Annotated in this window: 21 protein-coding genes, 1 tRNA gene and 1 pseudogene; 4 read left to right on the top strand and 19 right to left on the bottom strand. The window is 40.7% G+C overall.

The features are described from left to right. Positions 1-99 precede the first annotated feature (99 nt). From D8797_RS00935 to D8797_RS00990, 12 genes are all read right to left on the bottom strand, one after another. Positions 100-699: a response regulator transcription factor gene (locus D8797_RS00935; protein WP_125378911.1), complete on the bottom strand. Its 600-nt coding sequence runs from the start codon at positions 697-699 to the stop codon at positions 100-102. Continuing rightward, complete coding sequence (locus D8797_RS00940; RefSeq protein ID WP_125378912.1) at positions 696-1802, bottom strand: sensor histidine kinase; 1107 nt, start codon at positions 1800-1802, stop codon at positions 696-698. The genes D8797_RS00935 and D8797_RS00940 overlap by 4 nt, the downstream gene beginning before the upstream one ends. 4 nt (positions 1803-1806) lie before the next feature. Continuing rightward, the gene (locus tag D8797_RS00945) at positions 1807-2541 is read right to left on the bottom strand and encodes an ABC transporter permease (RefSeq protein WP_125378913.1); all 735 of its coding nucleotides are present in this window, start codon (positions 2539-2541) and stop codon (positions 1807-1809) included. Positions 2542-2552: 11 nt separating this feature from the next. Beyond that, positions 2553-3428: an ABC transporter ATP-binding protein gene (locus tag D8797_RS00950; protein ID WP_125378914.1), complete on the bottom strand. Its 876-nt coding sequence runs from the start codon at positions 3426-3428 to the stop codon at positions 2553-2555. Then, complete coding sequence (locus tag D8797_RS00955) at positions 3415-3609, bottom strand: hypothetical protein (RefSeq protein WP_125378915.1); 195 nt, start codon at positions 3607-3609, stop codon at positions 3415-3417. The genes D8797_RS00950 and D8797_RS00955 overlap by 14 nt, the downstream gene beginning before the upstream one ends. A gap of 2 nt (positions 3610-3611) precedes the next feature. Then, positions 3612-3788 (bottom strand): hypothetical protein, encoded by a 177-nt coding sequence (locus tag D8797_RS10155; RefSeq protein ID WP_185780819.1) that lies wholly within the window; start codon positions 3786-3788, stop codon positions 3612-3614. A 147-nt stretch (positions 3789-3935) separates the two neighbouring features. Then, the gene (locus D8797_RS00960) at positions 3936-4526 is read right to left on the bottom strand and encodes an SP0191 family lipoprotein (RefSeq protein ID WP_125378916.1); all 591 of its coding nucleotides are present in this window, start codon (positions 4524-4526) and stop codon (positions 3936-3938) included. A 263-nt stretch (positions 4527-4789) separates the two neighbouring features. Next, the gene (gene fakA / locus D8797_RS00970) at positions 4790-6454 is read right to left on the bottom strand and encodes a fatty acid kinase ATP-binding subunit FakA (RefSeq protein ID WP_125378918.1); all 1665 of its coding nucleotides are present in this window, start codon (positions 6452-6454) and stop codon (positions 4790-4792) included. Positions 6455-6456: 2 nt separating this feature from the next. Beyond that, positions 6457-6822: an Asp23/Gls24 family envelope stress response protein gene (locus D8797_RS00975; RefSeq protein WP_005591747.1), complete on the bottom strand. Its 366-nt coding sequence runs from the start codon at positions 6820-6822 to the stop codon at positions 6457-6459. A gap of 145 nt (positions 6823-6967) precedes the next feature. Then, positions 6968-7156, bottom strand: a complete 189-nt coding sequence (rpmB, locus tag D8797_RS00980; RefSeq protein ID WP_001140948.1) for a 50S ribosomal protein L28 — start codon at positions 7154-7156, stop codon at positions 6968-6970. 135 nt (positions 7157-7291) lie between these two features. Further along, positions 7292-7957 carry a LiaF transmembrane domain-containing protein gene (locus tag D8797_RS00985; RefSeq protein WP_125378919.1) on the bottom strand — a complete coding sequence of 222 codons (666 nt, stop codon included), beginning with the start codon at positions 7955-7957 and terminating at the stop codon, positions 7292-7294. 5 nt (positions 7958-7962) lie between these two features. After that, positions 7963-8409, bottom strand: a complete 447-nt coding sequence (locus D8797_RS00990; protein ID WP_015605723.1) for a LytTR family DNA-binding domain-containing protein — start codon at positions 8407-8409, stop codon at positions 7963-7965. Positions 8410-8813: 404 nt separating this feature from the next. Here D8797_RS00990 and D8797_RS00995 point away from each other — a divergent pair, with 404 nt between their 5' ends. Then, on the top strand, positions 8814-9077 hold the full coding sequence (locus D8797_RS00995) for a SemiSWEET family transporter (protein ID WP_005591744.1): 264 nt from the start codon (positions 8814-8816) through the stop codon (positions 9075-9077). Between the two features lie 52 nt (positions 9078-9129). On the opposite strand, the gene D8797_RS01000 is transcribed toward D8797_RS00995, so the two are convergent. Then, positions 9130-9202 (bottom strand) — tRNA-Thr (locus D8797_RS01000). 208 nt (positions 9203-9410) lie between these two features. On the opposite strand from D8797_RS01000, the gene D8797_RS01005 reads away from it, so the two are divergent. The 3 genes from D8797_RS01005 (at position 9411) to D8797_RS01015 (ending at position 10830) form a co-directional block, all read left to right on the top strand. Next, positions 9411-9863 (top strand): DUF3290 family protein, encoded by a 453-nt coding sequence (locus tag D8797_RS01005; RefSeq protein WP_125378920.1) that lies wholly within the window; start codon positions 9411-9413, stop codon positions 9861-9863. Beyond that, positions 9863-10492, top strand: a complete 630-nt coding sequence (locus D8797_RS01010; RefSeq protein WP_125378921.1) for a DUF421 domain-containing protein — start codon at positions 9863-9865, stop codon at positions 10490-10492. The genes D8797_RS01005 and D8797_RS01010 overlap by 1 nt, the downstream gene beginning before the upstream one ends. Positions 10493-10626: 134 nt before the next feature. Then, positions 10627-10830, top strand: coding sequence for a CsbD family protein (locus tag D8797_RS01015; protein WP_125378922.1), 204 nt, complete (start codon positions 10627-10629; stop codon positions 10828-10830). A gap of 346 nt (positions 10831-11176) precedes the next feature. On the opposite strand, the gene D8797_RS01025 is transcribed toward D8797_RS01015, so the two are convergent. From D8797_RS01025 to D8797_RS01050, 6 genes and pseudogenes are all read right to left on the bottom strand, one after another. Next, positions 11177-11695, bottom strand: coding sequence for a GNAT family N-acetyltransferase (locus D8797_RS01025; protein ID WP_125379196.1), 519 nt, complete (start codon positions 11693-11695; stop codon positions 11177-11179). Between the two features lie 5 nt (positions 11696-11700). After that, the gene (locus D8797_RS01030) at positions 11701-12750 is read right to left on the bottom strand and encodes a DUF389 domain-containing protein (RefSeq protein ID WP_125378923.1); all 1050 of its coding nucleotides are present in this window, start codon (positions 12748-12750) and stop codon (positions 11701-11703) included. Between the two features lie 273 nt (positions 12751-13023). Next, positions 13024-13350: pseudogene (locus D8797_RS10330) on the bottom strand (DUF898 family protein). Positions 13351-13695: 345 nt separating this feature from the next. Further along, positions 13696-14088, bottom strand: coding sequence for a 30S ribosomal protein S9 (gene rpsI, locus D8797_RS01040; protein ID WP_002902303.1), 393 nt, complete (start codon positions 14086-14088; stop codon positions 13696-13698). 18 nt (positions 14089-14106) lie between these two features. Beyond that, positions 14107-14553 carry a 50S ribosomal protein L13 gene (gene rplM, locus D8797_RS01045; RefSeq protein WP_003026230.1) on the bottom strand — a complete coding sequence of 149 codons (447 nt, stop codon included), beginning with the start codon at positions 14551-14553 and terminating at the stop codon, positions 14107-14109. A gap of 183 nt (positions 14554-14736) precedes the next feature. Continuing rightward, positions 14737-15600, bottom strand: coding sequence for a DegV family protein (locus D8797_RS01050; RefSeq protein WP_125378924.1), 864 nt, complete (start codon positions 15598-15600; stop codon positions 14737-14739). Positions 15601-15672 lie beyond the last annotated feature (72 nt).

Genomic DNA, 15672 nt, shown 5'->3' on the forward strand with positions numbered 1-15672 from the left:
TTTTTGAAAAAAATTGCAAGTATCGCGGATGTTTTTTTTCATTCTGAATGAAAAAGATAAGAAAATCCCGCTAAATCCGAATGTAGCGAGATAATTATTTTATATCCATCCTTGTTCTTGAGCAATCCGGACAGCTTCCGTACGATTGTCAGCTGCTAGCTTGGTCAGGATGGCCGACATATAGTTACGAATAGTTCCATTTGATAAATAGAGTTTTTCAGCAATTTCTTTATTAGAAAGCCCAGTTGCTGCTGCTTCTAAGACTAGAAGCTCCTGATGAGAGAGGGGATTTTTATGAGTCATCAGCACTTCCATAAGTTCAGGCGAGTATTCTTTTTGTCCAGCCAAGACAGTATGAATGGTTTTCATCAGATCCGCAATGCTCCGCTCCTTGAGCACATAGGCATCCACATCCGCCTTAACCGCTCGCTCAAAATAACCCAGCCGCTTAAAAGTTGTCACAATGATGACCTTGACAGCTGGCTGATACTCCTTCACCCATTCTAGAACATCCAGCCCTGTCTGATAGGGCATCTCTACATCCAAGATAGCCACATCGACTGGATTGGTCTTGAGTAGCTCCATAGCTTCACGACCATCTGCCGCTTGAGAAACACTAGTAACATCCGGCTGCAACTGCAAGAGCTGGCTAAGGGCATCCCGCAACATACTCTGATCTTCTGCTAATAATATCTTCATCGCTCGTCCCCTCTAATCCTATATGGCAAGCGCACGCGAATAATGGTTGGCTTGTGATTGCTGATGACCTCCACGCTACCGTCAAGACCCTCCAAGCGCTCACGTACCGAATGCAAGTCTTGACCCGTCACTTGCTTAAAGCCTCGGCCGTCATCTTCAACTTCCAAGATCAAATCTCTATCCTGACTATACAAATCAATCCTGGACCTCTTAGCCTCTGCATGCTTGATAATATTGGTTGCCAATTCCAATAAAATCATACTAATGGTAAACTGTATTTCTATAGGAATGCTGGCGACATTGAGCTGATTATGAAGCTCCAAGTCAATATCGCTCATTTCCAGCATGGTTCGGATTGTTGCTAATTCTTCATCCAGTGTCCGCGTCTTGAGATTGTCTACAATCCGTCGAACATCTGCCATGGCCTGCTTACTAATCCGTCGCACTTCCTCCATCTCTTTCTCCGCCTGCTCGTAGGTCTTCATTTGCAGGAATTGCTGGGCTAACTCCGTCTTGACGCTGAGCATGGCAAAGGTATGGCCCAAACTATCATGTAAATCCCGTCCGATTCGATTGCGCTCATTTTCCGCTAGAAAGAGATTGAGCTGGGCATTCTGCTTACTTTTTTCTTCCTTGAGCTGTTCAGCAACTTGGATACGATGCAGACCTAGGGTCAAGAAATCCGAAAAGAGAAAGGTCGTTGAGAAAAAGACCAGATAGCCAGTGCTCAATTGATTTTGCAGATACACCCCGACCAGAAGAGCCGGTTGGATAGCTAAGAAACTCCAGAAGCGCCAAGATGTAAAGGAAATTTCCTTATAATGATAAATTAGAAGATTTGATAAATAAAAAATATACCACCCAAAGCCCACATTCAGCCAAATGGAAGTATAAAAAATATAGGCAAGCATGATCCACCAGGACAGCGCCTGATAGAAAGGCTTTTTCTCTGTGAGGATGGTATAGTAAGCCCCTATAAACAATGCTGTCCAAAGCAAAGTCAAAAGCGGGTATTCACCACTGATGACACCCGCTATTGGAAAAATAATAAAGACCAGAGAAATATGAAACATATGATGTATGTTTTTGAACTTTTCCCACATAAAACTATTTAACCTCAATCCGTTTTTTGAGCTGAAGGACTAAAATGCTAAAGAATATGGTATAGGCTAGGACGATTAGCATAGCAGAGACATTCCAGTCATGGTGTTCCAAATAGGCAGAAACCACCTGCATGAGCTGGTAACTCGGAGTTAGCTTGCCGATAGATTGCAACCAGTCCGGAAACATAGTCAGTGGAAACCAAAGCCCACCCAAGACCGCTAAAGCCATATAAACGATATTGCCTACGACCGACATGAGCTGGGCACTGGGCAGGAGACTAACCAAGACGCCCATGGCGATAAAGACCATACTACCGACCAAAAGAATCAGGGCAATCGCCAGCCAGTCCATCATGGGCATATTGACTCCACGAACGAAATGTCCAACAGAGAAGACCACGATGATGGAAAGCAGAAAGGTCAACAAAGTACTGAAAAGCTTTGATATATAATATTCTACCATAGAAACGGGCGAATGCTGAATCAATTTTTGCCAGTTATTGGTCTTGTCCGACTGCAAGGTGCTGGGAATGCTGAAAAAAGCACTGGACATGATGCTAAAAACTGTCATAGAAAAGAGGTAGGTATGAAGCACAAGCGTCGGCACATCAGAACCTGACATCATTCCTGAAAAGATCAGATAGAATACGCTGGGCAGACCGATAGAAAGCAGGTAGTAAGCCGCCTGCCGCTTCATCAAAATCAACTCCATTTTCATTAAACTAACCATATTTTTCATAATGCTCTCCTTTACTCTTGTGTCGTCTCAAAAATACTATCTAGCAGGGTGCGATTGCGGACTTCGATTTCTTCAATCGTACAGCCATGCTCCTGCAGAATTTGCCAGACCTGACTGGCGTCCTTGGTCGCAAAGGATAAGGCCTTTTGCTTGATTTCAATCTCTGTCACACCAGCTATCTTTTCCACGATTTCTTTATAGGAAAGGGGCAAGGTGAAGTGTTTTTCCTGCTCTTCCTTGCGCATGGCATAAGGCGTGGTGTCGCGGATCAGCTCTCCCTTATGAAGCACCAAAATCCGATCAGCCGTATGCTCCACTTCTTCAATATAGTGAGAAGAATAGACAATAGTCACACCTTGCTTCTTGAGCTGATCCACAATTTCCCAGAAATGCTGGCGGGTCGAGGTGTCCATGGCCGAAGTCGGTTCATCCAAGAAGAGAATCTTTGGACGACCAATCAAGGCTAAAATAAAGGAGAAGAGACGTTTTTGACCACCAGAGAGCTTGGCAGCCAGCTGGTTCTTCTGCTTGTCAGAAAAGCCCAACAAGGCATCGATTTCCTCTTCAGACAAGCTATTGGGATAGATGGATCGAAAGAAAGCAAGGAGTTCCTTGACTTTCAAATCCCCCACCACTGTATTTTCCTGTGGCAAAATGGCAACCATCTCTTTCAAACGATTATCCGTTGGCTTTAAGCCTTGAACCAATGCTTGACCAGAAGTCAGGAATTTATCGCCTAGGAGACAATCCATCAGAGTTGTTTTTCCAGCTCCGTTTGGACCAATCAGAGCCACACAATCTCCTTCTTCAATGTCAAAGGAAATGTGGCGCAAAATCTCCTTCCCCCGAATACTTTTAGATAACTTTTTCACTTCAATCAATTTCATGATCTTCCTCCTTAATAAAATCATAGATGAGCGGCCAGATGACAAAGACAGCTAGAATCACTCCCCCTACTCCTATATAAAATTGCCGGGGTAGAAATTCTAACAGAAAACCCGGTATCATTTGAAAATACCATACACCCATTGCAACTCCAATGAATAAGATGGACAGGTACTTTTTCATTTCTACTTTCTCCTCTTGCTTAACTTAGCCACTTCCTTTAGGACGTAGCTAGCCATTCCCAAGCTAGCAAAAATCTCCCAAGGAAAGCGGTAAAGACTTGCTCCGCTTATTCTTGCCAACTGATAAAACATCATCCCAACAAGACTCAAGACTGCTACTTTTATCAACCATATTTTCATGTAACTACTCCCTATTTCTTCATTTCTTACTTGTATTATAAAACTTCCTGCATCTTCCGACTAGATGATTTTGTCACTAGATCATATGACAAATGTCATAGTTTCTAGACAGCAAAAAAAGACGAGATGACTCGCCTTTATACACTCTTATTCTTCTTTCAAGCCGCCTAATTTCATACCTAAAATAAACATTGAAGGAGAGGCGTCTTTTATATCATTAAGTCCCAATTCTTTAAAGAAAGATAGACTTGCTACTTTCGCTACATCCATTTTCTCAAAATCCAGATCAACTATGGCCTGTAATTTCTTATCAGCTGTTACGGAGTATTCAATCGTCACTCCTTCCATATTCTTAGCTTCCACGTAGTTCGGTTCTGATTCCATTCCTTCTCGAATGATAGCTGTCATTTCCTCTGGGCTCATAGTAGCTGCAGCACCACTGGCTTCTTCTGGCAAATTACTCAACAGCTCCATTCGAAGTTTCAAGAGTTTGTCTCCCCGATAGGTCACCGTATCACGATGATGGATGCCTTTGAGGTCTCCGACCAAGGTTTTAGAGACAATAGCTGTACTTTCAGAAGAAGTACTCGTAGAGGAGTCACTTGAGCTTGAGCTAGAACTTGTTTTAGCAACTTTTGATTCAGCTGGAACTTTCGGACGATGCTTGCCATATTTTGGAAATACGCAACCTGTCAATAATACAGAAGCAGAAATAACAAGAATAAATAACTTTTTCATAGTACACCTTTTCTTTTTATTTTTTCCAGTATACCATAATGCCACTATCTTGTCTAAATCTTGCATATAAAAAAATCAAAGAGGCTGGGGCAAAAGTCCTAGCCTCTCAATTGTCTTTGGATTGTCGAGCAAAGACGCAGTGGTTGAGTGGGCTCTACTACGCTGATTTCATCAACTTTTACAGCCCTACTCAACTGTGCGGAGGTGGGACGACGAAATCGAATTCTAACGAATGACCGATTTCTGTCCCACTCCCAAATAAATTATTCTACACTGAAAATATATGGATACACTGGCTGATTTCCTTGGTGGATCTCAACTTCTAGATCTTCATATTCTTCCATCAGATCTTGAGCTAAGCCATTTGCTAATTCCTCGTCACCATCTTCACCGATATAGATGGAAACAATCTCACTGTCTTCATCCAACATCTTCGCAAAGGTCGCCTTCAGAGTTGTCAACATATCTGGATTTGACACAAGGATTTTGCCATCAACCATACCCAAGTTATCATTTTCATGGATTTCGAGGCCATCAATGGTCGTATCACGAACTGCTGTCGTAACACTACCGCTAACCACATCGCTCAAAGCCGCTGTCATTCTCTCATGGTTCTCTTCGATTGTTTTTCCACTATCAAAGGCCAAAAGACTTGTCAAACCTTGAGGAAGCGTGCGTGTTTCAATCACTGTCGTTGGTTGCTCAAGCACTTCTGCTGCAGATTGAGCCGCCATGAAGATATTTTTATTGTTAGGTAGGAAAATGATATTGCGCGCATTCACCTGGTCAACAGCCTTGATAAAGTCCTCTGTAGAAGGGTTCATAGTCTGACCACCAGAAATGATATAATCCACACCCTGAGCCTTGAAGATTTCAGCAAGACCGTCACCAGCGACTACGGCGATAATAGCGTATTCTTTTTCTTCAGCTGGCTTGGTAGCTTTTTCTTCCTTCTCAAGCTGGGCTTCATGCTGGTTGCGCATATTGTCCACTTTTACCTTGACAAGGCTACCATACTTCAGCCCTTCTTGCATAACAAGACCTGGATCTTCTGTATGGACGTGCACTTTCACGATTTCATCATCATTAACTACCAGCAAGGAATCTCCAAGCTCATTCAAATAATTACGGAATTCATCATAGTCAAAGTCTTTGACATAGGTTGGTCCTTGCTTCAAAGCCACCATGATTTCTGTACAATAACCAAAAGTGATGTCTTCTGTCGCCACATGGCCTGCTACAGATTTGTGGTGTTCAGCATTGATCATCTGGCTCATCGTAGCTGGAGTCGCTTGGAAATCTTCTGATGCGATATATTCGCCAGTCAGGGCAGAAAGGAAACCTTCATAGATAAAGACCAAACCTTGACCACCAGAGTCCACAACGCCAACTTCCTTGAGAACTGGTAACATATCTGGCGTTTTAGCAAGGGCAGCCTTTGCTCCTTCAAGAGCCGCTTTCATAACTTCGACAGCATCATTTGTCGCTTCAGCTTTCTTTTTAGCACCGATGGCCGCACCACGAGAAACGGTCAGAATTGTTCCCTCAACTGGCTTCATAACAGCCTTATAGGCTACTTCTACACCAGATTGGAAGGCAAGAGCCAAAGCTTGCCCATCAAGCTCATCTTTTCCTTTCACGCTTTGTGAAAAACCACGGAAGAGCTGAGACGTGATAACACCAGAGTTCCCACGCGCACCCATCAAGAGTCCCTTTGCAAAGATAGCGGCCACTTCACCAACTGTTGAAGCTGACTTATCAGCTACTTCTTTGGCACCATTTTCAATGGTCATGCCCATATTGGTTCCTGTGTCACCATCTGGAACTGGGAAAACATTTAAAGAATTGACATATTCAGCCTGTTTATTTAAACGAGTTGATGCCGCCTGCACCATTTCTTGAAATAAACTAGTAGTAATATTTGACACGATTATTCTCCTACAACTTTAATATTTTGGATATAGACATTCACTGTATGGGCAGTGATCCCAAGTTGATTTTCCAAACTAAACTTAACGCGTTCTTGGATATTTTTGGAAACTTCACTAATTTTAATGCCGTAGCTCAAAACGGTATAAACATCAACTGCAATACCACCATCCTCAGACGTTTTTACTACCACACCCTTGGCATAGTTTTCTTTACCCAAAAGAGCTTGAAAGTTATCTTTAATTGCATTTTTGCTGGCCATTCCAACCACACCAAAAATTTCGGTTGCTGCGCCGCCAACGATTGTCGCAATCACGTCATCAGTCAGCTCAATTTGACCATCTTTTGTATTGATTTTTACAGTCATCACTTGTACCTCAAAAGTATTTTATAGTTTATTTTACCATATTTTAGACAGGGTGTAAAAGAGGAAGGACAGAAATAAACTGTCTAGTCTGAAAATTCAACAACAAAAAAGGGAAGGAATAAATCTTTCCAATCCCTTTCATGTATTAAACGCGTTCAACTTTACCTGACTTAAGCGCGCGAGCTGAAGCCCAAACTTTTTTAGGTTTTCCGTCGATCAAAACAGTAACTTTTTGAAGATTTGGTTTAACAGCGCGTTTTGTTTGGTTCATCGCGTGAGAGCGGTTGTTTCCAGATACAGTCTTACGACCTGTAAAGTAACATACTTTAGCCATTAGTGTGTTTCCTCCTATTAGATCTAATATTACGGATGTGCTAGCACCACATACCGTACTATATTATCAAAAAACTTAGCTTTTGGCAAGTAAATTTTCCCAAACTTTGCAATTTCTGACCAATAATCCGTTTTCTTAAATGTAAACAATCTTCAAAGATCCAAAGGCGACGTTACCGCGCACATATAAAGTCTTGTCTTTCTCATTGACATTATGCGGATTGACAACCGTACCGAGAGCATTGTCCACATTTAGCTCTACTCGCCAGTTGCTTGGAATGTAAAGCACCGCACTACCGAAGGATACTTCCACATCAAAACTAGCAGAATCTCCTAAAATTCTGGCATTATCAAAATAGACGGCCGCACTGCCAAAAGCACACTCTACTTTATCATGGATAAAATTATCCGAGTTGATATAGCGAGTGCCGCTGCCAAAGGAAATCTCTCCTTCCGTTGTAGACAAGCCCTTTCTAGACAAACAACGAACGCCCCAGATCCTTCTCGGTTTAAAAATCATGTTAAGCCCAATGCAGGCCAAAACACCACCCATTACCAAGGTGCCTGTAGAGATTGCCAAGAAGTGATAGACAGAATTAGCAATTATCAGAGCAATAATCGTCATGATCAGAGCAGCCCCAAAATCTCGCTCCAAGAAATTTTCCAAAGCAAAATACGCAAACATGCCGACCAAAAGCAGGGGCCAGATATTGAAATTGAACATAGGAATACCAAAGTTTCCCTGAAGCAAAATCCAGCCGGCTAAAATCAAAAAACCGACGCCTAGAATTGTTTTTTTCATGATGATTACCTCACTTCACTTAACTTTTCTTTTAGTAGTTGATAATAATGCCTTGAAACATGCACTTTCTTATGTGTTTCAGAAAACTGGACGGAACTGGTACCCGAGAAAGACTTTTCTAGAGAATAAATCGCTCTAGCATTAGCAATGGTTGATTTGGAAATTCTGCAAAAATAGCGAGGCAGCAATTCCTCCAACTCATAGAGTTTCAACTTGACCTCATAGGCATCATTGCGCGCGTGAGCAAAGATTTTGGCTCCGTCCGTCTCGAAAAAGAGAATCTCCGCTAAATCTACAAAATACTCACTATTTTCCTTATAAAAGAGAATGGCTGGAGCAGTCGCTTCATTCAAAGCATCTTGAATCTTCTGAATCCTCTCATCAATCCGCGATACTCGAATCACCAATTCTGTATCAGCCAAACGATCGTCTAGCTCAATCCGAACCTTCATAAGCACTCCTCCCCTCTTTCTATCTTCATTATAACAATTTCTTGAAAAGAAACAAGGGACTTTCAGTAAGTGGTCAATTTGGAGCAGTAAGTGGTTATTTTAAAAGATTAAAATGAAATCAAAAATCTTGAATTTTCCCAGCATAAGGCTTCAAAGAAATTAATCATTACCCATTTTTATCAACACGACAATACTGATTTACTACTATTTCTATGATCATAAGCTCTCTATCCAGCCTAACAATGGATAAACCAGGTATGAACAATTCTAACGCTCCTTCTCAAACCACACTTGGCTATTTCGCTTAGTTTTAGATAAAAACTAAAACCTATTCTCCATACTGGCTTACGTCTCATTTGACAATTTTTTCCGTTTTGATATAATGGACGCTAAGGAGGTATCGTATGTCAAAACAAAAAATTAATCGTTTTGTCGGATCTATTGGAGCTTTTATTGGAATTCTTGTATTCGTCGCTTATATTCCACAAATTATCGCAAACTTACAAGGGTCCAAAGCTCAACCTTTCCAACCACTATTCGCAGCAGTTTCTTGCCTGATTTGGGTTATCTACGGTTGGACAAAAGAACCTAAAAAAGACTGGATCCTCATTATTCCCAATGCTGCGGGGGTGATATTAGGTGGCCTAACTTTTCTTACTTCTTTATAAGAATTATATAAACAAAACCAGCAACCCCATAAAAAGGTGCTGGTTTTCTTTCTGCCGATTGCAGGGCTCGAACCTGTGACCTACGCGTTACGAGTGCGTTGCTCTACCAACTGAGCTAAATCGGCCTCTACCTGTCTCCTATTCTAGCACTCTGAATGATTTTGTCAAGTTCTATTACAGTTTGAAAACTCGAATGAAGCAAATATTCTGCTTAGGAATATGAAGCTTCCATATTTAAAACAAGTTCCAGAAAACTTTATTTTTCAAAAAGCTATTGATACAGCTGCTGATTTGTTTTATAATAGCTTGAATTCAAAAAAAGTGAGGAATCTTATGAAATTCTATTCATATGACTATGTACTGAGTCAGATTAGCCAGCAGAATTGGGTGATGGTAATTGTGTCCGCCTGCTTGGTTTTGGTGACGGGATTTTTCGCCTTTAAGGCCTATAAAGACAAACGAGGAAGTAAGTTCCGTGAGTTGTCCATTATTTCTATTTTGACCCTAGTAGCAACTGTTCTGATTAGCATTACTAATTTCCAAAGTAATCAATCAAATGACAATCAATTCCGTAGCTCCTTGCATTTTATCGAGGTTGTCTCAAAAGAATTAGGCGTTGAGAAAGAAGAAGTCTACGTCAACACTTCAGCTACAACAGATGGAGCTATCATTAAGGTTGGCAAACAATTCTACCGTGCTATTAGCGGAACCGATCAGGATAGCTATTTATTGGAAAAAATGGAACTGTACAAATCAGACGTTGAACTCGTGGAGGTTGAAAAATAATGAGCTTTTTTATTACAATTGCAATTAAGTTAGCTTTGGGACTCGTTTCTCTCGTTTTTGTCATCAATATGACAGGTAAGGGAAATTTAGCACCAAGCTCTGCAACAGACCAAGTACAAAACTTTGTTCTCGGTGGCATTATCGGCGGGGTCATCTACAATAGCTCCATTACTATCCTTCAATATGCAGTCATCTTAATCATCTGGACCATTCTGATTTTGCTTTTAAAATGGCTCAACACCAACGTTTCCTATATCAAACATCTGATTGACGGGAAACCAACTATTATCATCAAAAACGGGAAATTAGATCCTGAAGCCTGCCGTTCAAAAGGGCTATCCGCATCAGATGTCGCTTTGAAATTACGCTCCCAAGGAGTCTTCCAATTGAAAGAAGTCAAAAGAGCCGTTATCGAGCAAAATGGTCAATTGATTATCGTAAGAATCGGCGATGAAAATCCAAAATATCCAATCATTACCGATGGAGTTGTCCAACTTGAAATCTTAGAAACCATTGGCAAGTCAGAAGAATGGTTGATGACCGAATTACAAAAAGAAGGCTTTGAAAATGTCTCCGATATCTTCATTGCAGAATATGACAAAGGCGAAATTAATGTCGTGACCTATTAAAATATTTTGTCATTTCGTAGCAGTTATTTGCTTTTTGTTACCAAAGAGTCTATACTGTATCTATTATCTCGCTTGAATGAGTATCAAACAGCATCCAACTTAGATAATACACTAAATAAACGGAGGAAATTTCCATGTCAATCGAAGAAAAATTCAACCAAGCTAAAGGTTCTATCAAAGAAGGTTTCGGTAAACTTACTGGCGATACAAAGACTCAAGCGGAAGGAACTGCTGAAAAAGTAGCTTCAAAAGTGAAAGAAGTCGCTGAAGACGCAAAAGGCGCTGTTGAAGGTGCTATCGCAGGCGTTAAAAACATTATCAAAAAAGACGAAGAATAATCAGCGTCTATCGTTCTTATAGAAAAAACACTCTTATCCTATGCTTTTAGCAGAACTAGGGATGAGGGTGTTTTTCTATATTGCTAAGGCATTGACTTTTCCAGAATAGAACAAAAGCATCCCATGAATGTCAAACTGAGACTTTTTCTACGATCCTTTTATAAACTGAGATACACAGAAAACAAGCTGGAGTTTCACTACAGCCTGTTTCTGAAGCCTTAACTCATAGTGATAAACAGGTAACAAAAGTATCTGATTCGCTAATCAAACAGTTGGTGAAAATTCTTGAATGTCCGCAAAGATTAATGACTCCATCATTCCTGTCACTAAACTGGAAATGATGATGTTATAGATTCATTATCTCAAATACCGCTGTATGAACCCACTCATTATTCATTTGTAGGTCATTTTCTATGATCCTACTAAAGGTGAAACCATTTTTTAAAAGCACTCTCTTAGAGGCAAGATTATCCGTTGCCGCTCCCGCAATGATTCTATTTAAACCATAAGTATGAAATGCTTTGTCTAAAACAAGTTTAACCGCTTCGCTTGCATAGCCTAAATTAGTAACATTTTCTCCAATCCTATATCCAAGTTCTGCTGTTTTTCTATCGCTCCCTAAAACACTTAAATTGATCCTTCCGACCATCATGCCTTGCGAATCTCTAATAAGATGCATGTAGGTGTCATGATTTTCTTGTTCCATTAACAATTCCGCTGTAATTTTTTTAAAACCTTCTGGATCAAAATAGTTAGCTGGTATGGGAGGTAAATTTCGCTCAAAATACTCCCGATTTTCTTTTTCAAAAGAATAGACATCTAGACTATTTTCTTCAGACAGCAACTCTAAACCTATTCTGTTCATTGCCATCAATCCTTGTCTGCTTCATTCTCTTTTACAAGATCTTTTTGCGAATCCTTTTCAGAGAGTTTTTGATCGATATACTTGTCAATGGTTTCATAAAATTCCTTTGTCGCTTCACTATCTAATTTTTGCGAATTATGGACTTGATTGACTTTCAATTGAACAGATTGAATACCGTAAGAGGCTTGTTTTTGGTGGATTGTTTCTAATTCTTCTTCTGAAATCGGGTCACCAACAATTGTCAAGACCAATTCATTGTCCCTTGACTTGTAGACTTGATTAATGACCGTATAATTGGCAAACTCTTTTCCTACAAACTGTTTGACACCTTCTTTTCGCGCTTGTTCTATAGTCAGAGTAACTGCCGAATAACCGGCTGGAACAACCAATAATACAATCAAAGATATCAAACCAATTTTCATTTTAATGCTTAGCTCTTTGAATGAAGTTAAGGGAGATTTTCTCATTAAAATTTTTGCTCCTATAATGTTGGCTAGCATTATAAAGACACAGTTAATCAAGAAAAGATAGAGAGCACCAAATAAAAATCGTACATTTCCATTAGCTAAACCATAGCCGGCAGTGCAGATAGGTGGCATCAGAGCTGTAGCAATGGCTACTCCTGGCACAATATTGTTTGCTTCTTTTTTCCTTGAACCGATCACACCAGCAATCCCACCGGCAATAGCAATTAGGACATCCCAAATCGTTGGAGAAGTTCGTGCAATCAACTCGCTACTTGCATAAGATAAGGGAGTAATCCAGAAATACAGAGTCGATACAAGTAAACTGACAAATACTTGAGTAAGTAAAACCCCTAGAGCTTGCTTAACTAAACGAGTGTCAAAAATAGCTAAACCTAATCCTAGTCCAACAATCGGTGTCATGAGAGGTGAAATTAACATGGCCCCTATAATAACAGCTGTTGAATTCATATTTAGTCCGATAGAGGCAATAAAAATTGCACACATCAAAATCGCTATATCTCTCGATCTAACATGAAGATCATCGTATAATTTTTCACGGTATTCCCGTGTTGAATAGTTTCTGGTCATTGTTACTCCTTTTATTTGATTTATTTCTGTTTATCCATTGATGAGGGCAGAGTGATTTTCTGTCAAACATTACATATGTATTTAAATTTTCTTAGTTCTCACCTGTAAGTCTTTTGAAAAATATCCCTTTTTTCTAGACAAATAAAAAAGCATCTATCAGTCTATCCTCCATATTATATCAAAAATTTCATGGTTTTTCCCTGAGGAAATCCATCGGTTTAAAAGATTTTTATATCCTTTCCAAGATAGAGAACAGACAAAATTTCAGTTTCCTTATTCTAAGAACAAAAGACTGCATCTCCTATAAAAGAAGATGCAGTTTAATGATTGAGTGTGATGAGTATGTTTCACAATCCATTGCTCCATTTTGATAGTTAACCAGAAGCCATAGATTCCAAACGTGATGATGGTTAGAAGAAACCACTTAATCTAATTACCGAACAATTGTACTCCAGTCCCGTCAAAGTATAGACGTTGACCATCCACTACTGTGTGTTTGGTTTTCCAATTTTGCATCGTGCAAACCGCCCAAGGTGTGGCAATCCCCAAGGTAAGCCCGCAAATTAGGGCTGATAACTCTGTTTGAAGCAGGTTGTTCATAGCTGTTCCAAGAGAAGATTGGAAAAATTCATCAATATCTTACTTTTGGGTTAGAAACTTAACAATTCTGTGGTAAACTGTGTCATAGGAATAAGTCTCTTTTTAGTAATGTTTCGCAACTCTACTATAACGAATTTATTCCTTTTTGTGTTTACACAACTTATTTTACACTACCGTTTTTTCATATCGTTTTTACATTATAACACAAAAGACTATTAACAAAATAATATTCAAAATTAAGGTAAAACTAAGGTGAACTTTGAGGTGAACTTTTCAAAAAACACGAAAAAAGCACCCATGAGGTAAACTCTTGAGTGCTTTGAAACATTGATATAATCGTATTGATTAACGTTTTGAGAACTGACTAGCTTTACGAGCTTTCTTAAGACCTGGTTTCTTACGTTCTACCATACGAGCATCACGAGTAAGAAGGCCTGCGCGTTTCAATGAGTCGCGGAAGTCTGGGTCTACTTGAAGAAGGGCACGAGCGATACCGTGACGGATAGCTCCTGATTGACCAGCGTAGCCACCACCATCAACGTTTACGAAAACGTCGTATTGGCCAACAGTTGAAGTAACTGCGAATGGTTGGTTGATAACCAAACGAAGGTCAGCGTGTGGGATGTACTCTTCAACATCTTTTTTGTTTACAGTGATTTTACCAGTTCCTGGAACAAGGCGAACGCGTGCAACAGCGTTTTTACGACGTCCAGTACCTGCATATTGTGCTTGTGACATACTTTATTGTTCCTTTCCTTAGATAAGTCCTGAAATATCAAGAACTTCTGGTTGTTGTGCAGCGTGAGTGTGCTCAGCGCCTACAAATACTTTCAACTTCATACCTTGAGCACGGCCAAGAGTATTGTGTGGAAGCATACCTTTAACTGATTTTTCGATCAAACGAACAGCGTTCTTAGAGCGAAGTTCACCAGCAGTGATAGACTTCAAACCACCTGGGTACATTGAGTGAGTGTAGTAAACCTTATCAGTTGCTTTTTTACCAGTCAATTTAACTTTTTCAGCGTTGATAACGATTACGAAGTCACCTGTATCAGTGTGTGGTGTGAATGTTGGTTTGTTTTTTCCACGAAGTACGCTTGCTACAACTGCAGAAAGGCGGCCAAGAGGTACATCAGTAGCGTCTACTACATACCATTTGCGTTCAACTTCACCTGGCTTAGCCATGTATGTTGTTTTGTTCATGATTTCTCCTATATGAATATCGTTTTTGTTTACAGGGCGGATGTTCCGGTCCGCGGGTTATTTGAAAGGTTCCGGGGCCTTACAAATGGGGTAAACAATACCGCCTACTATCATACCAAATTTTCTAACCAAAAGTCAATATATTTGATGCAATTATTTATAAAATAACGATTTCATTTCCATTTAGTCTGAAAGTTCACCGCCAATACTAAAGAGTCCTAGAGTACCTGGGCCAGTATGCGTCGAAATAACCGGACCAAGAGGCAGGATAAGGACTTCTATAACCTGTCCAGAAGCTAAAAGCTGCTCCTTGACAGTTTCAGCGACTTCTTTTTCACCTGCATAGGCGACCACCACCCGCGGATCAGAAATCGTCTCTAAGGTCATCCGAACCACCTCAGCCTGCGCCTTCTTCTTGCCTCGCACCTTAGCGACCGAATCCAGACTTCCGTCAGCTGTGACTGCGATGATGGGCTTGATATTAACCAAGCTTCCCATAAGAGCCGCTGCCTTGGAAATGCGGCCACCCCGCATGAGGTGATTGAGGTCATCTACTAAGAAATAGGTCTTTACTCTAGGCACTAGACTCTGAAGCAAGTCTGCCGTCTGCTCTAGGCTTTGACCTGCTGCCCTCGCTTCTACAGCCTTCATGACCAAGAGCCCTTCACCCATCGAAGCCGCCTTGGTATCAAGGATGGTGATAATTGCCTCAGGGTAATCCTCTAAGACCATCTCCCGCGCCATGACTGCACTTTGGTAGGTCCCAGACAAGGCGGAAGCAAAAGCCACATAGAGAACTGCTGTGCCCTCCTGAGCATACTGGCGAAAAACATCTTCAAATTGGCCGACATTGATCTGGCTGGTAGTCGGCTTGCTGCCAGACTCCATCTTGGCTAAAAGCTGCTCACTGGTCAGCTTATTCGGTCCGACGGTCTCGTGGGTTTGGCCGTCCAGCTGAATGGTCAAGCCCAGAACCTGCACATCATGTTCTTGAGTCCAGCTTTCTGGCAGGTCTGCCGTCGAATCCGTTAAAATTTTAAAGGTCATCTTTTTTCTCCATCATTTTTTAGTTGCCACAGAGAAGGCTTCTCCATGGACATAAGCGGGTTAGTAGTGGGG

Source organism: Streptococcus cristatus, assembly GCF_003944225.1.
Taxonomy (GTDB): Bacteria; Bacillota; Bacilli; order Lactobacillales; family Streptococcaceae; genus Streptococcus; species Streptococcus cristatus_K.